Source organism: Bacillus pretiosus (assembly GCF_052947655.1).
In genome coordinates this window covers 2280855-2298436 of sequence record NZ_CM129593.1, presented here as the reverse complement: position 1 = coordinate 2298436, position 17582 = coordinate 2280855, and the positions used below count along the sequence as shown (strand labels likewise).

At 33.9% G+C, this 17582-nt stretch carries 18 protein-coding genes and 1 pseudogene; 8 read left to right on the top strand and 11 right to left on the bottom strand.

The genetic code is table 11. From position 1 onward, the window contains the following. Positions 1-17: 17 nt before the first annotated feature. Both ACU8YW_RS11835 and ACU8YW_RS11830 read right to left on the bottom strand, forming a co-directional pair. On the bottom strand, positions 18-1130 hold the full coding sequence (locus tag ACU8YW_RS11835; RefSeq protein ID WP_000137411.1) for a toxic anion resistance protein: 1113 nt from the start codon (positions 1128-1130) through the stop codon (positions 18-20). Between the two features lie 314 nt (positions 1131-1444). Next, complete coding sequence (locus ACU8YW_RS11830) at positions 1445-2038, bottom strand: O-methyltransferase (protein WP_088063428.1); 594 nt, start codon at positions 2036-2038, stop codon at positions 1445-1447. 302 nt (positions 2039-2340) lie between these two features. On the opposite strand from ACU8YW_RS11830, the gene ACU8YW_RS11825 reads away from it, so the two are divergent. Next, positions 2341-2499, top strand: a complete 159-nt coding sequence (locus ACU8YW_RS11825) for a hypothetical protein (protein ID WP_001100983.1) — start codon at positions 2341-2343, stop codon at positions 2497-2499. Between the two features lie 35 nt (positions 2500-2534). Here the strand turns inward: ACU8YW_RS11825 and ACU8YW_RS11820 are convergent, their stop codons facing one another. The 3 genes from ACU8YW_RS11820 to ACU8YW_RS11810 form a co-directional block, all read right to left on the bottom strand. Then, complete coding sequence (locus tag ACU8YW_RS11820) at positions 2535-3404, bottom strand: sigma-70 family RNA polymerase sigma factor (RefSeq protein ID WP_426934582.1); 870 nt, start codon at positions 3402-3404, stop codon at positions 2535-2537. Continuing rightward, positions 3382-4692, bottom strand: a complete 1311-nt coding sequence (locus tag ACU8YW_RS11815) for a phytoene desaturase family protein (RefSeq protein WP_088063356.1) — start codon at positions 4690-4692, stop codon at positions 3382-3384. The genes ACU8YW_RS11820 and ACU8YW_RS11815 overlap by 23 nt, the downstream gene beginning before the upstream one ends. A gap of 165 nt (positions 4693-4857) precedes the next feature. After that, positions 4858-6390 carry an SMI1/KNR4 family protein gene (locus ACU8YW_RS11810; protein WP_088063355.1) on the bottom strand — a complete coding sequence of 511 codons (1533 nt, stop codon included), beginning with the start codon at positions 6388-6390 and terminating at the stop codon, positions 4858-4860. A 225-nt stretch (positions 6391-6615) separates the two neighbouring features. Between ACU8YW_RS11810 and ACU8YW_RS11805 the strand changes: the two genes are divergently transcribed. After that, on the top strand, positions 6616-7248 hold the full coding sequence (locus ACU8YW_RS11805) for a cupin domain-containing protein (RefSeq protein ID WP_046955871.1): 633 nt from the start codon (positions 6616-6618) through the stop codon (positions 7246-7248). Between the two features lie 642 nt (positions 7249-7890). Here the strand turns inward: ACU8YW_RS11805 and exsJ are convergent. Continuing rightward, positions 7891-9183, bottom strand: coding sequence for an exosporium protein ExsJ (gene exsJ, locus ACU8YW_RS11800; RefSeq protein WP_426934584.1), 1293 nt, complete (start codon positions 9181-9183; stop codon positions 7891-7893). Positions 9184-9661: 478 nt separating this feature from the next. On the opposite strand from exsJ, the gene ACU8YW_RS11795 reads away from it, so the two are divergent. Then, positions 9662-9946, top strand: coding sequence for a DUF4183 domain-containing protein (locus ACU8YW_RS11795; RefSeq protein ID WP_088063353.1), 285 nt, complete (start codon positions 9662-9664; stop codon positions 9944-9946). Between the two features lie 60 nt (positions 9947-10006). On the opposite strand, the gene ACU8YW_RS11790 is transcribed toward ACU8YW_RS11795, so the two are convergent. Beyond that, positions 10007-11224, bottom strand: a complete 1218-nt coding sequence (locus ACU8YW_RS11790) for a DUF4183 domain-containing protein (protein WP_446894067.1) — start codon at positions 11222-11224, stop codon at positions 10007-10009. Positions 11225-11463: 239 nt separating this feature from the next. Between ACU8YW_RS11790 and ACU8YW_RS11785 the strand changes: the two genes are divergently transcribed. Continuing rightward, on the top strand, positions 11464-11985 hold the full coding sequence (locus tag ACU8YW_RS11785) for a BclA C-terminal domain-containing protein (RefSeq protein WP_426933674.1): 522 nt from the start codon (positions 11464-11466) through the stop codon (positions 11983-11985). Positions 11986-12392: 407 nt separating this feature from the next. Here ACU8YW_RS11785 and ACU8YW_RS11780 read toward each other — a convergent pair whose 3' ends face one another. Further along, a complete protein-coding gene (locus ACU8YW_RS11780) occupies positions 12393-13007 on the bottom strand; it encodes a helix-turn-helix domain-containing protein (RefSeq protein WP_097908792.1) in 615 nt (204 codons plus the stop codon). A gap of 58 nt (positions 13008-13065) precedes the next feature. Here ACU8YW_RS11780 and ACU8YW_RS11775 point away from each other — a divergent pair, with 58 nt between their 5' ends. Then, a complete protein-coding gene (locus ACU8YW_RS11775) occupies positions 13066-13650 on the top strand; it encodes a LysE family transporter (protein WP_088063349.1) in 585 nt (194 codons plus the stop codon). Positions 13651-13878: 228 nt separating this feature from the next. Here the strand turns inward: ACU8YW_RS11775 and ACU8YW_RS11770 are convergent, their stop codons facing one another. Then, a complete protein-coding gene (locus tag ACU8YW_RS11770; protein ID WP_426933675.1) occupies positions 13879-14616 on the bottom strand; it encodes an N-acetylmuramoyl-L-alanine amidase in 738 nt (245 codons plus the stop codon). 283 nt (positions 14617-14899) lie between these two features. Between ACU8YW_RS11770 and ACU8YW_RS11765 the strand changes: the two are divergent. Further along, positions 14900-15156 (top strand): annotated as a pseudogene (locus ACU8YW_RS11765) (hypothetical protein). Between the two features lie 305 nt (positions 15157-15461). Here the strand turns inward: ACU8YW_RS11765 and ACU8YW_RS11760 are convergent. Together ACU8YW_RS11760 and ACU8YW_RS11755 are read right to left on the bottom strand one after the other, a co-directional pair. Next, positions 15462-15587 (bottom strand): hypothetical protein, encoded by a 126-nt coding sequence (locus tag ACU8YW_RS11760; RefSeq protein WP_255294011.1) that lies wholly within the window; start codon positions 15585-15587, stop codon positions 15462-15464. A 41-nt stretch (positions 15588-15628) separates the two neighbouring features. Then, positions 15629-15802: a hypothetical protein gene (locus ACU8YW_RS11755; RefSeq protein ID WP_262719999.1), complete on the bottom strand. Its 174-nt coding sequence runs from the start codon at positions 15800-15802 to the stop codon at positions 15629-15631. A 145-nt stretch (positions 15803-15947) separates the two neighbouring features. Between ACU8YW_RS11755 and ACU8YW_RS11750 the strand changes: the two genes are divergently transcribed. Together ACU8YW_RS11750 and ACU8YW_RS11745 are read left to right on the top strand one after the other, a co-directional pair. Then, positions 15948-16163 (top strand): spore germination protein, encoded by a 216-nt coding sequence (locus ACU8YW_RS11750; RefSeq protein WP_088063347.1) that lies wholly within the window; start codon positions 15948-15950, stop codon positions 16161-16163. 456 nt (positions 16164-16619) lie between these two features. Further along, positions 16620-17405, top strand: a complete 786-nt coding sequence (locus ACU8YW_RS11745) for a sulfotransferase family 2 domain-containing protein (RefSeq protein WP_262720000.1) — start codon at positions 16620-16622, stop codon at positions 17403-17405. The last annotated feature ends 177 nt before the right edge of the window (positions 17406-17582 follow it).

Genomic DNA, 17582 nt, shown 5'->3' with positions numbered 1-17582 from the left:
CCTCCTCTAAAAGTCTGTTATTTCCTTGGACGCTGAATGAGTTTTTGTTTCATTTCATCATTAAATGTGTCTAATTCAACTACAAACTTCTTACTTGACTCGATAATACGTTCTGATGATTTCTCAGAAGCTTCAATCGCAGCAAATACATTTTGGAATGATTCACGTAATTTATCCATGCTAATAGCAGGATTTTCAAGAAGTTTTGTTGTCTCTTCTGTATTTTGTTTTAATGCTTGTGAGTTACTTAATACCATTGATTCAATTGCTTCATTTGTCGCATTCACTGCATCAATTGTTTTACGCTGATTTGTTAACGCTAGCTGGATAGCAGCTGAAACTGTTACAACGTTTTGCGTCATCGTAATTGCATTACGAATTGCCTCTGTTAACTTTTCATTATTTTTCTTAATAATGTCTACAGATGCGATAGATTGTAATAGTACACTTTTCGCTTGCTGCATATTTCGTGTACGTACTAGAATTTTTTCTAATGCATCGTTAATTAATGGAATATCTCTTTGGCGTTCTGGATTTTGTTTCTCAGCTTCCAGCATACCAGCGAGTTTTCTGCCTAAGTATACTTGTTTATCAAGAGCGTGAATTTTATCATGCGATTGTTCTTTAAGCATTTCAAGACCCACTGTATCTTCTTGTAAGTTGTCACGACCAATTAGAAGGGATCTTATAATCTCTTCAATTTGTTTATCTATAGATTGATATTTATGCACGTATGTTTCAAGTGGATTTTTCTTGAATACTTTAAACATAATTTTCTTCATACCACTTGCTTTTAATGAATTCGGATCAAGCTCTGATACCACTTTGCGTAATTCTAACAATGTATTTGGAATTTCTTCATTCTTTCCATTCATCATCGCTGTTACAGGACGTTTTAATGCTGATAACGTTTGTCCTGCTGCTTGTTGCTCTTTATCCCCTAAATCTCCTAGCTGTGACAATACTTTTGATAAATCCGTATTTTGCTCGCTATTTAATTTTTGTACATAAAGATCAGCTTCTTTATTCAGTTCCTCTAATTCTTGATCTTTTATAACTGTATCTACTACTACTTCTACATTATTATCTTTCACAATGGATACAGGTTCTTTTTTCTCGAGTTCAGTCAACAAAATCGCTCCTTTATTTATATGTGCGAATTTATATGCACTATATTTCATCTATTATATCGTATTTCATATACATTCTAACTGCTTGAAATCGATTTTTTTAGAAATGCCTGTTTATGCAGTCATTCCCTGTTTCTTAGTATAAGTATACCTGTTCTCAACATTATTTTCCTCAGACTTAAGACCTAGAGAACAACATGCTGAAGGCGGATTCTTCGTATGTTACGTATATAAATTACGTCCTTCCCATCCTACTGTACTCAATCTTTTGACATACACCCTTTTTCAATGTGATAATTATATTACGCTCAATCCTAACTCTTCTTAAGCGCTACAAATGCTCCATTTTGAAATGTCAATAAGACCGTTTCAAACATTTCATCTTCTTCAATCATTTTTCTAAACTCGGCTAACTCACTTGCATGAGAGGTTGCGTTATCAACAACAAGAAAACCCTTTGGTTGTAAAATGCGTTTTATATGCTCAAGCCACCACATGTATTGCGTCCGTTCTGAATCTAGGAAAATAAAATCAAATGAATGATCTAGTTGCACATCTAAAAATGCCCCTGCTTCTTGATTATGAACATCAATCCTTTGTAAAAGGTTTGCCTTTTCAAAATTGACTAGTGCCTCTCCAACTCGTTCTGAAGAAAGCTCTACAGTTGTTACATTTCCATTTGTTTCTTCTACCGCGCTAGCTAACCACAATGTAGAATAACCATTAGAAGTTCCAATTTCTAAAATGCTTTTTGCGCTACATCCTTTTACTAAAATTGATAAAAATTGCCCCATCTCACGAGAAATATTCCGTAATTTTTCTTCCCGTGTTTTTTTATTTCGATCATGCTCTTCTCCATATTGTTCAAGTTGAAATAATAATGAATCTAACGTATCCATTCTTTTCATCGCCTTTCCAAGCAATATGATGAAAAAGCTCTTGCTGCCCGTCTACTTTCATTATATGCGAAACGAAATCCTTTTTCTCGTTATATGACAAAGATTTGAATTTTTTTATAGCATATTGTTTCGTTTTTTGGTAAAGTTAATTTCTACGTGCAATTATTCCATTCATACTATTTTTAATTCAATTGCAGTTGTTAAATCATATAAACCCCAATTAAATGAATCGGTATTTCAAATTCAATTAAGCGCCCTTTCCGGACGCATTTTCTTTTGTTTATATATTTCTAGAAGAAAGGATGCTTACAATGAACGTGATTAGCTTAGATGCTGCTCGAAAACGAAAACAGCATAAAAAATTAATGATTACTATACCGATTATTTCACGTATTTATGAAGAAGATGGAGAAATTAAATTTGAGGTAGCAGGCGAAAAAGATGTACCTCTTGAAATGTTAGAGAAATAAAAAAAAGACGCACTTCTAAAGAAATGCGTCTTTTTTTATACCGTTACATTTAAGTGCATAAGTTTTTTAGGATTAACCATCATATAAATGTTTGAGATTTTCTCATTCTCAAATGTAAATGAAAGCACATAAGTCACTTTATTATTTACTTTAACAATAACACCTGGGGCTCCATTTACCATCTTATAATCAACATTGTACTCTTCCGGGAACTTCTTCCCAATTCCAAAGAATAAACGTATAATTCTATCTGCAGAATAGATTGGATGGATTGCAGTTGTAGCTTTACCACCACCATCAGCTTTTAATATCGCATCTGTTTTTAATACTTCTAACATGCCTTGTGCATCCCCACACTGCAAAGATGATACAAATTTCTCCACATAGGCAGCCATCTTCTTAGTACTTAATGTTGACTGCTTCGGCTTACCCAAAATACTTTTCCTTGCACGTTGAAAGATTTTTCGGCAGTTCGCACTACTCTTATCTACAATTGAAGCGATTTCTTCGTATTCATAGCTGAAAACCTCTCTTAATATGAAAACAACTCTCTCTACCTCAGACAATTGTTGTAAAAGTAATAAATATGCCGTAGAAATTGATTCTTTCATTACAAATGACTCTGATGGATCATCAACCTCTTCCACAAATGGCTCTGGCAACCACATTCCGACATATACGTTCCGTTTATGTGCTGCCGAACGTAATTTATCAATTGAGCGATTTGTTACCATTTTACATAAATAGGCTCTCATATTTTCTATAGTTTGAACGTCCTCCATATTATTAATTGATATAAATACGTCATGGACGATATCTTCAGCATCCATAACACTCCCAAGGATTCTATATGCTAACGAAAATAATAATGATTGATACGTTTCATATAATTGCTCCGTTTCCATGATGAACTGCCTCACTTTCGGATTGCTTTAATATGTGTAACGCTGCACGTTTTCCGCTTGCCACCGCAGCATCAGCTAATATTTCATCATGCCCAGCCCAATCTCCTGCAACATAAACACCTGGCATTCCAGGTATGTTAGGGCCTGGTTTTTCAACACGGTCAATATGAGGAAAATCATATACTACCGTTATTTTCGGTAAATATTGCTGTGCAACAACTTCTCTTTTCCAATTCGGATGTAACAATTCCATCATATTTTCTAACTGTTCTTTCTCTTCTTGAATATGATTCAGTTCTAGTACAGGGTTATGGTATTTAATTAGACTCACTACAATTGATCCATCTTCACTTAATTTCGCTGCTCTCGATTGATTCGTGAAAAATATAGGTTGATCTAATCCCAATGCAAAATGATGTAAAGGATTCGGTAATTGTTTTAAACCAATATCTAACGCTTCCACGGTCACTTGTATAGATTGTTCACTCCATTTTTGCAAACTTGTTCCTTCTGTACCTTTTATAATTTTACATGCCTCTTTCGGTGGAGTTGTTACAATGACTGCACCTGCTTCAAATACTTCATCGTCAAAACATTGTATTCTTTGTTTTCCTTCACAATGCTCTATTTTTAAAACATGCTTTTTAGCCAGAAATTGTACACCACTAGTATTCGCTATTCCTCTTAAATTTGTTATTATCGTCTCCCAACCACCATCTACATAAAGTACTCCTTCTTTCATAGAAAGCTGTATTTGCTTTAGTACGGAAGATGCTAATTGTATTGTAGGAGCATACGTATATGTTGTTGTTCGGCATAATGCATAAAATATATTTCGAACCATTGGATCTTTAATTTCATTTTCTGCCCATGTAGTTAGGCTCATTTTCGGAACTTTTCCTACATCTAAGTTTCCTAAATGAATCATAAGACGAGCGAACTGTACTTTTGCAGACCATGAAAGTAACGGTGTTGATAAAATGGAGCGAAAATCTGTTGGAATGGTATAAATATCCCCTTTCCATATTCCATGTGCTTTTGTAGATGGGATTCCACCTGGAAGGTTTACTCCTAGCTCATTAAAAGTTATAAACGCTTCTCCACCTCTATATAAAGCATGTGCACCAAGATTCATACAAATGCCGTTTTTATTTATAGTCATCCCTCGGCCGCCGAAGTGACTGGACTTTTCTAATACAATAACTTTCCTTCCAGCTTTCGCTAAATATATAGATGCTGTTAATCCAGCAAGCCCACCACCAACAATTGCTACATCAAAATTTTTCATAATAAAATCCCTCCTTATACGTTCTACATACAAGACGAACGATTAAGGGGGGATGTGACATTCAGTTACACATAATTTATTTCACCTAACCACTTTATTGCAGTATCAACTGTCAAACAGTTTCACCTTCTACAAACAAACTTATTTACATAATAATGTTATTTTCTAATCAATTACATGCTGGTGCCAAATTTCACTTTCTTCTTCACTCATTCCTCCAATTATTTTTGAAAAATCTATATTTCTATCAAACGAGTCTTTTAACATAAAAAATTGTTCAAACGTTCCTGTAAATATTTCTAATGAATGCGAACAACAAATCGTTTCAAGGTTATCAATTGTTGCGCCATCTAATTCTAATTCCTTTAGCCCATTCATTTTACCTAATGCCGCTCCATCCTTTACCTTTGTATCTGTCAATTTTATATTTTGAATTGACGCATTGTGTTGAAAACAATTTAAATTAGCAATGATGCTATTTTCAAATTCAATTGTGATTAACTTATTTAAATTTTGCAAAACAAGCAAATCCAATTCACTAACATTCTCTAAACCTAAAATATATAAATGCTTTAAATTATCTACTTTCGAAATCGCATAGAGCTGCTCACGATTTGAAATATGTACAGAAAGCGATTCTAATTTTTGAAACTGCGGTAGCAACGAAAAATCTTGAATACTAGTATGTGTAATATTTAATTTTTTTAATGATGACATTTCTACAAGTTCCGATAAATTATTTATCTTCGTATTCTTTATATTCATTTCTTGTAAGTGTTTTAGATGTATGATTGGCGTTAAATCTTGAACCGGATTATTAACTAAATATAACTTCTTTAAAGAATTCATTCGTTCTAATCCTGCTAAATCTCGAATTTCATTTCCGGATAAAATTAGTTCTCTCACTTCTGTACACATCTGTAATGGACTAATATCTACTAACCCTTTTCCACCTAAATATAATCTCTTCTCTCTAATAAACCTGTCTGCACGTTCAGATGCACCCACTATACATCTCCAATTCTCATCTAAACTATCGTACCAATCATTAACGTTATTTTCAGATTGAAATATAAATTGGGGCTGTAAAACAGGTAATTCAATATTAAATAAAGCGTCTAAAAAATGTATATTATCATTAGCACCATAACTCCAATATAAATAATCTTCCTCTTGATGAATGGTGAAATTTTTATTTTTTAGCGTTTGTAAAATAAATAGTAACAAATCTGAAATTCTATTTGCAATTACATATTTCACTTCTTCATCTCGTCCAAAATTAATAACTTGTCCCACTTTCCCCTTTTCATCTGGATCAACATCTATTCCTAAATTGTTACCGCCATAATCTTTACTAATAGGTATCCAATTGTGATTCACATATCTTTCCTTAATATATTCTGTTGGTATTGAAAATGCATCAAAATTAAAAAAATCATCCTCTTCAATTCTTTTCCATATTCTCCACTCATCCAAAACTTCATCTAACGAGAGAAATGGCAAACCAAAAAACAACCCTGGTCCTGATTTATCCTCACCGTTATGTGCAAGATAAAGATTACGTAATTCATCTGGAAACGCAATTCCCATTTCACTTTCGGCATATTGAATTTCTTCTATTGTTGCAGGTGCATTCAAAAACGGTTGAAAGTAATTTTTTAATTCAACTTCCAACTCTTTTAAAATAGTATGGTTCATTTTCTGCACTCCCCTTGTACTCCAAATTAAAAAAGCGCTATCTTTTACATTAATTGTAATTAATAGCACCTTTTTTCGCAATGCAACTCTTGTAATTATAGTGCATTCAAATGAACATTTTTATCACTTTACAAACCAAGGGCAGCAACGCTTTCACATTTCAATAACTAGACTCATATCCTAAATTCAAATTGCATGAAAATATAAGAAAGGCGGGTAATACAAATGACTTCTAATATCGACTACACTTCCCCCTCAACCAATTTCACCCATGATTTAAATAAAAGTAATTTTTTTAAGAAAGATGCCCAAAATTATATAAACGTACTTGGCATAAAACAATTAAATACTTTAGAAAATACTTCTTTATTAGATATCTATTTAAGTACAGGAAATGTTGTAGAGCCACATATTCATCAAAATGCAGCTGAACTTGTTTACTGTATTTCAGGATCTGCTGTTGTTTCCTTACTTAATCCTTTTACAAACCAAATATTAAACTTACCGATAAAACCAGGGCAAGTTGCCAACATTCCACAAGCGTGGTGGCATTATGAAATTGCTACAGCAGATGGTACTCACTTATTAGCTATTTTCAATGCCCCAACCCCAGAAGTTATTTTTGGTTCTGATATTTTAAGATTAACTCCCGCTAATATGATGGCTCATACTTACTGTCTCGATGAACAACAATGGAAACAAGCGATATCCCCTATTCAATCCACTACAGTAATTGGTCCTCCAGCAAACTGTAATCAGAACCGCGGCACGATAACCCCAACAACTCAGCCTCCTAACCAACAACAAAATTTATATTACCAAGATTCATACTATTTCCCTCTTTACTGGGGATATTAATTTATTTCATTAATAGACAATTATTGATCTCCTCGGAAAATACGTAGGAGATTTTTTATTGTATATCTACCATTCCTATTTTTTTCGTAACAATTAATAGAGTACATACATATACTATTTATATATTTAATTGGAGGTGATAGTACTATGAGTAATTATAACTATCGAAAAAACTACTCTAATAATAAAAATAGTAGTTCATCAGCATCCTCTCAGTCTTCGAATTCTCAATCTTCCAATTCCCAATCACAAAGAGATTTAGCCGAACAAGGCTATGTAAAGAAAAAAGGATGTAACTGTAATAAAAACAAATAGTTTATTACTAATTTGAACTATAACATTTCAACGCTCACGATAAATAACTTTCTTCCCTTGTATACCGTTTATGAAATGGATGAATTCTATTTTTAATAGAATTCATCTTTTTTATTTATAGGTAATTTTTTCAAATCATTTAACTTATTCCATAAATAATAAAGTATAAATCATGCATTCTGATTTTTCTTATATACTAACTTCACAAAGAGTAATTTCTCAATTAATTTATCACCTATCTTCCCATAAAATATAGCCCCTCCTAATAAACTTAGGAAGGGCTATATACAAATGCCAATTTAAATTTCAAACAGACATTGTAACAAATTAAACGATATTAATACCTGCACTTACAAATCCAGCAACTGCAGCTATTGGACTTGCTGCTGTTAACGAAACATATAACAGTATTTTATCCCCAGCTGCTACTGGAATAGCTTCAGCTATGATCCCTGATGCTGTAGAACCAATCGCTATTGCGGCAAATGCTGGTGTTAATAATAGAGGTGCGCCTTGTACTGTAAACGTATTACTTGCTGCTGGTGCAGTTAATATTTGTATCTGTACTTGCACAGGTGATATTGGAGCTAATGCAGCTGTTGCACTAAAGAAACCTGCTAATGACGTAATAGTTCCTGCACGTGGTGCTACAAATGCATAATCACCTACACCTAACGCTAAAGTGATACTAGTTCCACCAGTTAAAGCTACGCCAGGCTGACTAAATCCAAATCCAAGAAGAGTTCCTGTATTAGCTACTAATGCGTTAACTAACGCAGATGGTGTTGTACCTGAAGCGAATGGAATAATAGCTCCGCCACCTGTTGCTCCTGTTAAGCCTGTTGCTCCTGTTAAGCCTGTTGCACCAGTTAAACCTGTTGCTCCTGTTGGACCTGTTGGACCTGTTGGACCTGTTGGACCTGTCGCTCCTGTTGGACCTGTCGCTCCTGTTAAGCCTGTTGCTCCTGTTACTCCTGTTGCTCCCGTTGGGCCAGTTGCTCCTGTTACTCCTGTTGCTCCACCAGTACCTGCTGGACCTGTCGCTCCTGTTGGGCCTGTTGGACCTGTTGCTCCTGTTGCTCCCGTTGGACCTGCTCCGGTTCCTGCTGGACCTGTTGGACCTGTTGGACCTGTTGGACCTGTCGCCCCTGGAGTAGCATTGATTAATTGAATTAATAAATTAAAAAGAAGTTGTAAAGTTGCAGAATCAACATTTGAGTTGCAGGATATAGGGATAAGATCTAAAGCGAAGAAGAATTGTGCAAGGGCGCTATAAAATTGTTGCAATAATGTTGACAATTGTCCTAAATTAGGTGCTGGAGATTGTAATAAAACTATAATACTTTGAGTTAATTGTTTCAAAAAATTAACTTCTGGAGAAGGTAATAAGGAATTTAAGAAAATTAAAAATTGATTAAATAAATCGAGTAACACTAATCTGTTTGCATTACTTGGATTTGCAAAAAATGCTGAAATAGCTGATACTAATGAGTTTAGTAAAGTAATTAATTGACTTAATTGTTCCCTAGTAATAGGAACTGACTGTGGATTTTTACAACAATCTGCTGAAAAAACAATCGGATTGCAGTTATTATGATCAAAACAATCATTATGTTTCATTTATTTCCTCCTTACTTTTCTTATAGTTGAGTGTTTTCCTATTCTAAGTACTATAAAAGATGCGATTGAAAAAAGTAGTTGAGTTATATGTTTCTCTTAAAATAGGAAACATGAATGATAATCAAACTTGAAAACGTTATTTAATTATGTTCATGACTCACATATTAATTATATGTTTTTAATAATTGACTGCTTAGATTAAACACCTAAACTTAAGAGTTTATTTTATTTTTCCACGTTTATCCCTTAGAGCCAAAGACACATTTTAAGTTGAATACAAAACTCGAATTTACGATTAATATACATTCCGCAAGTAACAACATCATTTTTTCATATAAGTAAAGAACATTTCTTTACTAAAATTGGGCTCACCTTATAAAGGGGAAGCCGTTTCTATTATAAAAAACTCTCATACAATATAGTGGACAAGTTATTTTATACTTCGTTCTAATAAAATATTGTAAGGAGTGAGAATTAATTGCCAATCATCCAACCATTTATGGCATCTAGAAGATTTACATCTACACTAGGAGCTGGAACAGGTGCAGCTTTTGCAATTGCTGCTACAGCTTGTTTAAACGATGCTGGTACTACTGCAACTGCTTTTCCGACTTTTACGTATTACAACTTTTATGTAAACGGCATTCTTCAACCTAGTGTGAACTCCAGTATTACTACTGGACCTACTGGTGCTATTACAATTCCTGGCGGAGATGCATTAGACGGCGGAATTCCAATTACAATCGAATTTATCGTCACTTAGTTTATCTACTTTAATGTAGAACAAAAAGACAGATTCTTTTTATTTAAGAATCTGTCTTTTTTAATTAATAATGATGAATTGCAAAATAATTGAAGAACCTTGCGTTGGTGGTTGATTATCCAATAAAGTTAGCTGACCATTACTAACCTGATATAATGGTTGTGGTTGAAGTATTCCATTAATAAACAAATTAATATAGGAAACCTCATCAGGAGGTAATATGTGTGTTGTACCATATTGAGCTATCCCATCTGAATCTGTATATATAAGTTTTTCTCCATCTGAAAAAGTGTAAAATAATAAATTAGTTGTTGTTATTGGTCCAATAACTCCAGTTGGACCCGTTGCCCCTGTTAAACCAGTCGCACCTGTTAAACCGGTCGGGCCTGTTACTCCCGGTGATCCCGTTAAACCAGTCGCACCTGTTACTCCCGGTGATCCTGTTAAACCAGTTGGACCTGTTACTCCCGGTGATCCCGTTAAACCAGTCGCACCTGTTACTCCCGGTGATCCCGTTAAACCGGTTGGACCTGTTACTCCCGGTGATCCTGTTAAACCAGTTGGACCTGTTACTCCTGTTACTCCCGGTGATCCTGTTAAACCAGTTGGACCTGTTACTCCCGGTGATCCCGTTAAACCGGTCGGGCCTGTTACTCCCGGTGATCCCGTTAAACCGGTCGGGCCTGTTACTCCCGGTGATCCCGTTAAACCGGTTGGACCTGTTACTCCCGGTGATCCTGTTAAACCGGTCGGGCCTGTTACTCCCGGTGATCCCGTTAAACCAGTTGGACCTGTTACTCCCGGTGATCCCGTTAAACCAGTCGCACCTGTTACTCCCGGTGATCCTGTTAAACCAGTTGGACCTGTTACTCCCGGTGATCCCGTTAAACCGGTCGGGCCTGTTACTCCCGGTGATCCCGTTAAACCGGTCGGGCCTGTTACTCCCGGTGATCCCGTTAAACCAGTCGCACCTGTTACTCCCGGTGATCCCGTTAAACCGGTTGGACCTGTTACTCCCGGTGATCCCGTTAAACCGGTCGGGCCTGTTACTCCCGGTGATCCCGTTAAACCGGTCGGGCCTGTTACTCCCGGTGATCCCGTTAAACCGGTCGGGCCTGTTACTCCCGGTGATCCCGTTAAACCAGTTGGACCCGTCGGACCGGTCATTCCCGTTGGGCCCGTTGGAATATAAATTGGGGGAAGAACTGGAAACGTAGGTCCAATGTTTTCAGGTTCTATCATAGCTTTATTTATTGATAATTTATTTTCTCGCTTCACTTTAATACCTCGTTCCACATTTTTGTTTACTACTTAACAAAATAATACATCTATCATTTTAGAAGAATTTCATAACTACTTTTTTCATTCTCAAATGATTTTTACATATAGTAAACTTTTTACCGTTGCTATAACTAGTAGTATTAATATAATAAAATGATAGTTCCATTTCAAAATACTAAATCGGTTACATTCTAATTTAAAAATGAGGTGATTTATATTCAAGATAAGAATGAAAAATGAAAAAAGAACTATTATCACTGGCTCTTGAAATTATTCTTCCATACAGACTGACAGGTCCTACTGGGCCCACAGGTAATACCGGTCCTACAGGCATTACTGGACCCATTATTACAATAAACTCTATGTTCGCTAATAATACATTAGGTGGTCCCATCTCAGTCATATTAGGTGGAACTAATATTCCACTTTCTAATAACCAAAGTCTCGGTAATTTTACAGTGAACGCTACAAATGATATATATACAATTCCTGTTACTGGAAGATATTATTTAACCTATCAAATTAATACAACAACTTCTCTACTTGCTGGTACAAGGCTACTATTAAACTCTTCGACTCCACTTCCCGGATCTATTTTTTCACCCGCAATATCAACTTCAAACTATAATAATAATTTAATAACCAATTTAATTGCTGGTAATACAATTTCCCTTCAAATATTCGGCGTATTATCCATAGTTAATTTAGTTGGAGGTGGTTCAACAGGTGCCTCTTTAACAATTATACGAATCGATTAATAAATGATTCATTCTTTTTTATAATAAACATTCTTAGCTGCTAAAGTAGTAACTATTACGTCATTCCTAAAGCTAATAATATTTCAATAATTTCACGACAGTGATTAAGCAATAAAAACAATTTGTACTATACTCATAGTAATAACCATCTATACTAAATTTTCCGTATATACATTATCAATTTACACTTCTCCCTGCCAATGTTACATTGAATAAGAAGACAGTTTCCCAAAATGCGAACCATCTCAAAACGTATTTGAGAAACATACTCCAATCCTATACGCGAGAGCAATACTATGTCGACACTCAAACGAGTGTCTTTTTTTATGAATTTAAAAAAATAAAACCATCTCTTATAGATGGTTTATCAACACACATTTCTTTATATTCTTGATGCAATTGTAAGTTTATGCAGCTGGATAATAAATGGTCATACTTAACCGAGTTAGCGTACTTCCGGAATTATGATAAGAGTGCGGTCTATCCGCCTTAAAGCAAATTGCATCTCCGCTATTTAATGTATATTGACAATCATTTATTTCAATTATCAATTCCCCTTCAAACACCGTTATAAATTCTTCGGTCCCTTCTTTATGGCCTTCCGAACTTAATTTTCCTTCTGTTTCAATTTCAACCGTATAGATTTCAAAGTTCCTATCATCTTGAAAAGGAAAAGAAGGATACACTTTATATCTCCCATTGTCTTCTGATAATACTTGAACATCATTTCGTAAAACAACTTTCGTATCTGGTTGCGGATTATTGATTAAAGAAGTAAAAGACACTTTCAAACCATTAGCAATTTTCCATATCGTTGTTAATGTTGGACTTGACTCCCCTCGTTCAATTTGTCCAATCATCGTTTTACTCACACCTGTTAATTGCGAGACCTTTTCCAAACTCATTTTTTCTTTCTCTCGTATTGTTTTTAAATTTTTCGCCAAAATAAGTTGAATTTCTTCCATAAGAAACACCCCTACACTATATACAATATAACGACCGTTATGTATAATAAAGAGCACACGTTATATTGTTCTTTTCGGTCATTATAACATACACAAATAATTAGGGGGTTTTGAAATGCCTATATTTTCTTTTTTGTTATTTGTTTTTATAAGTAGCTTCACACCCGGTCCTAACAATTTTTTAGCTATGACATACGCTAATCAACATGGTTTAAAAAGGAGTATGCAATTTTGTTTTGGAGTAGCTTTCGGTTTTTTCATCCTCACCTCCTTATGTAGCTTCTTTAATATTGTACTAATTAATATCCTACCCATAATCGAATTCCCTTTAAAAATTTTAGGTGTAGCATATATGCTATATTTAGCTTTTAAAATACTCACTAGTAAAACTAGTACAGATTCCGATGAAAAACATAATAAAAACTTATTTACAGTGGGGATTTTTCTTCAGTTTGTTAACCCTAAAGGGATACTATTCGGCCTGACTGTAGTGTCAACTTTTATTCTCCCTTACTATAATTCATATTCAAGTTTTCTACTCTTCTCATTATTTCTAGGTGTAGTCGGGTTAATGAGTACATTTAGTTGGAGCTTATTTGGTTCCATGTTCCAAAAACTTTTATTAAAACATACTAAATCTTTTAACATCATTATGGCCGTTTTATTAGTTTTTAGTGCTTTTTCAATTGTAATCAATTAAATTCAAACTCTAAATTTTATTTCTGTTTAAAAGTATGATTTACAAATATAGCTGATATACCAAATGAACCTCCCGCTTACATGCATTACTTATTTAGTTTTAAGGCGGTAATCTTCTATATCTACTCTTATTCATACGAGATAAAATAAAAAGAGGATTACTCATTATAAGTAATCCTCTTTTTTGACTATTGATTTTTAAATATTCTGTTCCACTAAACTAAAATCTTTACTTAACTTCATACCACCAGCCTTTACGATCAAGGTAATCCGTCATTCCTTTAAGTTGCGCATCTGAAGTTGGTTCAGAGATAAAATATGTTAGACCATCCGATTGTAAGATGAAGTTAGCTGTCATTTTTAGTGACGTTAATGCTCCCATTACATCGGGGGTTTCATGCGGTGAAAAAGCTCCTGATTGAATGATATTTTTTTTCGATGGCGGAGTTGTCCCGCCAGATTGCCCCGTTAACGCATAAACAATTGAATTTGCAATCTTATCTGGATTCCATTTTGACATATCTGCTTCATTATCGATAAATCCAAGTTCAATTAAGATTGCAGGTGCTTTCGTATTCGCTAATACATAAAGGTCTTTTCGCTCCTTCGCGCCACGAGTTGACCAGCCAATATCTTTTGAAAGTTGCGCTGCTATCTTTGCTGATAAAGCTTGTTGGTCATAATACAGTACTTCAACACCATTAGCATTCGTATCATATGAGTTTAAATGAAATGAAACTACTAAGTCTACATCATGTGAGTTTGTTTTATATACAATGTTATTTAAATTTTGCGCTTGTGTTGTCCCTACTTCATCAGTATCATCATAAACTGTATGCCCTACTGCTCTTAATTTAGCAACAACTGCATCCTTAACTTGGCGATCCATAATATGTTCTTTCCGATTCCCATAATTTGCACCCTGTACAATACTATTGTGACCTCCATGTAAACTATATCTAGCCATTGTTCAACATCCCCTTTTTTATTAATATATTCAAAGCTCGTCTTATTGTCCGGTCAAATATCCAGTAAAGCTCCAGCAAACAATAATAAGGGCACTAATCTATTTTTAAATTTTCAATTCTAGATTATCTATTTTCTAAAACAAAGAACTCATAAATAAAAACCACAACTAATATTTTTTAGTTGTGGTTTTTACGCATTTAAACTGTTTATTTTGAAATCTTTTTATTATAATACATAAAAATACGTTATAATATAAGCTACTGTTCTTTAGGAGGGGTTTAATGGCTGATAAATATAAATTTTTGATTCTCTTTGTTACAGCATTTGTTTCTTTTCCTTAATAAAAGATTTCCGTAACATTTCAAAAAGTTTCTTTTGGGGGAGCTTTGCAATCCTAACAAGCTTTATATTATTATTAACTCACGCTTTAGAATTAACTCCAATACTTCTCTATTCAGCTCAGATGGCTCTTGAGATTATTACAATACCACGTAAATTATTTCTTCCACCTGTCACTGAAGTTGCTAGTTTTTGCTAACAATTCGTATATATATATAAGTTTCAACTCTACATTTCTAATTATCTTTACAAATATAATAGTGCGGTTTCTCCTTTCTAGAGAAACCGCACTATATTAAATTTTAAACTGACTAGTATAAAAATCTCATACATCGCTGTTTTTTTCATTGAGTTCGTTTGTTTTGTGTAAAAGAAAAAGCACCCAACTGGTTGCTTTTTACAGAATCATCTTTTTCTTCTGCTTCTTTTTACTTCCTTTATTTCTCCTTGCTTAACTAGTTTTTCAATATATAAATGTACTAACTTATAAACACATTCTCTTCGCTAATTTTCCTGATCTTCTTGATTTTTCATCCAGACGCACAATGCTTTGTAGTTTTTCAGCTCCTTCACCACCAGTCTTCGCATTTCCTTTTCATCGATGTCCTCAAAAAATGACAATTGATTCATACGATACGGTCCCCCTCCGTTCGATTTACTCTATTGAACTTTTACTTCATTTCCTTTTTACATTCTTCAAGAAAATCGATATCCTCTTGAAGCCGTTCTTTTGTTGAAAGTAATTCCATCACATTACCTTCTGTGCTATAAATACGTATCGTTCTTTCCTTAAACTCCATACCCAATATCCCATCATCATTTAAAAACTTTACATTACCTCCCATTCTTTTAACCTCGCTTTCTATTCAAAGGATTATTTTATTGGTTTTTCAATTAAACTTCATTTCAAAATTCTCCGTTTTATATGAACCACTAGACACATATACCATATACTAATTTAAATACTTCCTAGGAAAGAAGGTGAAAGTTATGCCATCTATTGTCGGAAATATGGTTGTACAAAATAGTAACGGTTCTTTCAACTTAGGTGATTTTTATAATGTTTCTCCAAAAGAAAATACAAAAGCTTATAATGGTTCGGGTGCATCTAATGTTGCTTTTGTGCTTAATACATTTAACGGTGTTAGTGCAACCAACACATTTGATTCTGATGTTGCCGACCAAAGCCAAGTTGGAACCGCCTAAACTTATTTATTTCTTCTACTTCCGAATAAAAGCCAATATCCCGTTAATAATGTATATATAGTTTTTGTTTCCCCTTCATACCCGAAGGCTTATCAGTTAGCTTTTGCTAGCTGTCCTTTTTAAATACGGGCTGAACACGTATTCAGCTTATAAATTAGGCCTTGTGAGCTGCCACCTTTTAAAGGAGCACATTTAAATATATGCTCCTTTTATTCAATGTTATTTTCACGATCATGTAGAATAAAACATAAGGTATATGGTAATTCAGTGCTCATAAAACCTATTTTTTCTAAGAGTTTATCCATTTGTAAGCTCTTTTTTTCTTTTCAAATAACTCTTTTATTTTTAAATTTATATTATTTTAAATTATCTATTCTACTGCTCTTTTCTTGTTCATATGCCAAGTTTTTTATTCATAAACTAAAAGTACTTGACATAACTGAATGGAGGCTAATAATGTCTTTTTCAAATATTATTAAATACGGACGCGTTCCCCTCTTTAATTCTAACTTCCCTTTGATTTTATTTTGGAGTCAAAAAAGTGGCTGTACCTCTCTTGCACATTGGTTTTTTTATCAAATAAATTTATTTAAAGAAGCCATAAAATACGATTCTTTCATCCATAATTATGAAAATGAAATATACAAAAACTCCTCGGACTACTTTATTGAACTAGCTGCAGCTTTATATACAAACGGAAAAGATACCTATAAATTAGTGAGAAACCCCTATACAAGAGCTGTAAGTTCATTTTTTTCACTAATTGCCCCCCCTTACATAGAAAACCCAGCATGGAATCCTATTCGGAATTTTTATTATGGTAATGAATTTTGTAATAAACCTATTTCATTTAAAATCTTTCTCTACTACTTAAAAGAACAAATGATAGATTTAGAACAAGTAGATCCACATTTAATGCAGCAATATGAACCAGGTGAGGAAGAGTTTGTTACAAAGTATATCTACCTTGAAAATTTCTCTACTGAAATTGAGCGCTTAGAACAAACATATCAATTAAAAACTTCTCCTTTACACATACTAACCAAATCATGGCATCATCAGAAAGACAGGGCGATTTTTAGAGGTAATTTTGCAGATGCTGATATTACCGATCCTTTATTCCCACGCCTCCCAACATACGATAGCTTTTATGACCATGAAACTATCCAATTAGTACAGGATATTTTTAATAAAGATTTTAGCACGTACAATTACCTATTAACTCCTTTAAAAAATATGTGATTTTCTAATTGTAGTTTCATATATTATAGAGAAACTTAGATTCACCTATTTAAGTTTCCTCATAAAACTCTCGTAGTAAGTTGGGGCACTGGAAACAGTGTCTTTTTTTAATAAAATTCAAATTGTATTATCTAATAAATCATTAAAACATTTAAATAGAACGTGAAATACTCATTA

What these genes read in the sequence shown, in the direction of transcription:
- ACU8YW_RS11830 (WP_088063428.1), bottom strand. Translation starts at nt 2,038, where the DNA reads ATGAAAAGAATGGATACGTTAGATTCATTATTATTTCAACTTGAACAA.
- ACU8YW_RS11825 (WP_001100983.1), top strand. Translation starts at nt 2,341, where the DNA reads ATGAACGTGATTAGCTTAGATGCTGCTCGAAAACGAAAACAGCATAAA.
- ACU8YW_RS11820 (WP_426934582.1), bottom strand. Translation starts at nt 3,404, where the DNA reads ATGGAAACGGAGCAATTATATGAAACGTATCAATCATTATTATTTTCG.
- ACU8YW_RS11815 (WP_088063356.1), bottom strand. Translation starts at nt 4,692, where the DNA reads ATGAAAAATTTTGATGTAGCAATTGTTGGTGGTGGGCTTGCTGGATTA.
- ACU8YW_RS11810 (WP_088063355.1), bottom strand. Translation starts at nt 6,390, where the DNA reads ATGAACCATACTATTTTAAAAGAGTTGGAAGTTGAATTAAAAAATTAC.
- ACU8YW_RS11805 (WP_046955871.1), top strand. Translation starts at nt 6,616, where the DNA reads ATGACTTCTAATATCGACTACACTTCCCCCTCAACCAATTTCACCCAT.
- exsJ (WP_426934584.1), bottom strand. Translation starts at nt 9,183, where the DNA reads ATGAAACATAATGATTGTTTTGATCATAATAACTGCAATCCGATTGTT.
- ACU8YW_RS11785 (WP_426933674.1), top strand. Translation starts at nt 11,464, where the DNA reads ATGAAAAAAGAACTATTATCACTGGCTCTTGAAATTATTCTTCCATAC.
- ACU8YW_RS11775 (WP_088063349.1), top strand. Translation starts at nt 13,066, where the DNA reads ATGCCTATATTTTCTTTTTTGTTATTTGTTTTTATAAGTAGCTTCACA.
- ACU8YW_RS11770 (WP_426933675.1), bottom strand. Translation starts at nt 14,616, where the DNA reads ATGGCTAGATATAGTTTACATGGAGGTCACAATAGTATTGTACAGGGT.
- ACU8YW_RS11760 (WP_255294011.1), bottom strand. Translation starts at nt 15,587, where the DNA reads ATGAATCAATTGTCATTTTTTGAGGACATCGATGAAAAGGAAATGCGA.
- ACU8YW_RS11755 (WP_262719999.1), bottom strand. Translation starts at nt 15,802, where the DNA reads ATGGGAGGTAATGTAAAGTTTTTAAATGATGATGGGATATTGGGTATG.
- ACU8YW_RS11750 (WP_088063347.1), top strand. Translation starts at nt 15,948, where the DNA reads ATGCCATCTATTGTCGGAAATATGGTTGTACAAAATAGTAACGGTTCT.
- ACU8YW_RS11745 (WP_262720000.1), top strand. Translation starts at nt 16,620, where the DNA reads ATGTCTTTTTCAAATATTATTAAATACGGACGCGTTCCCCTCTTTAAT.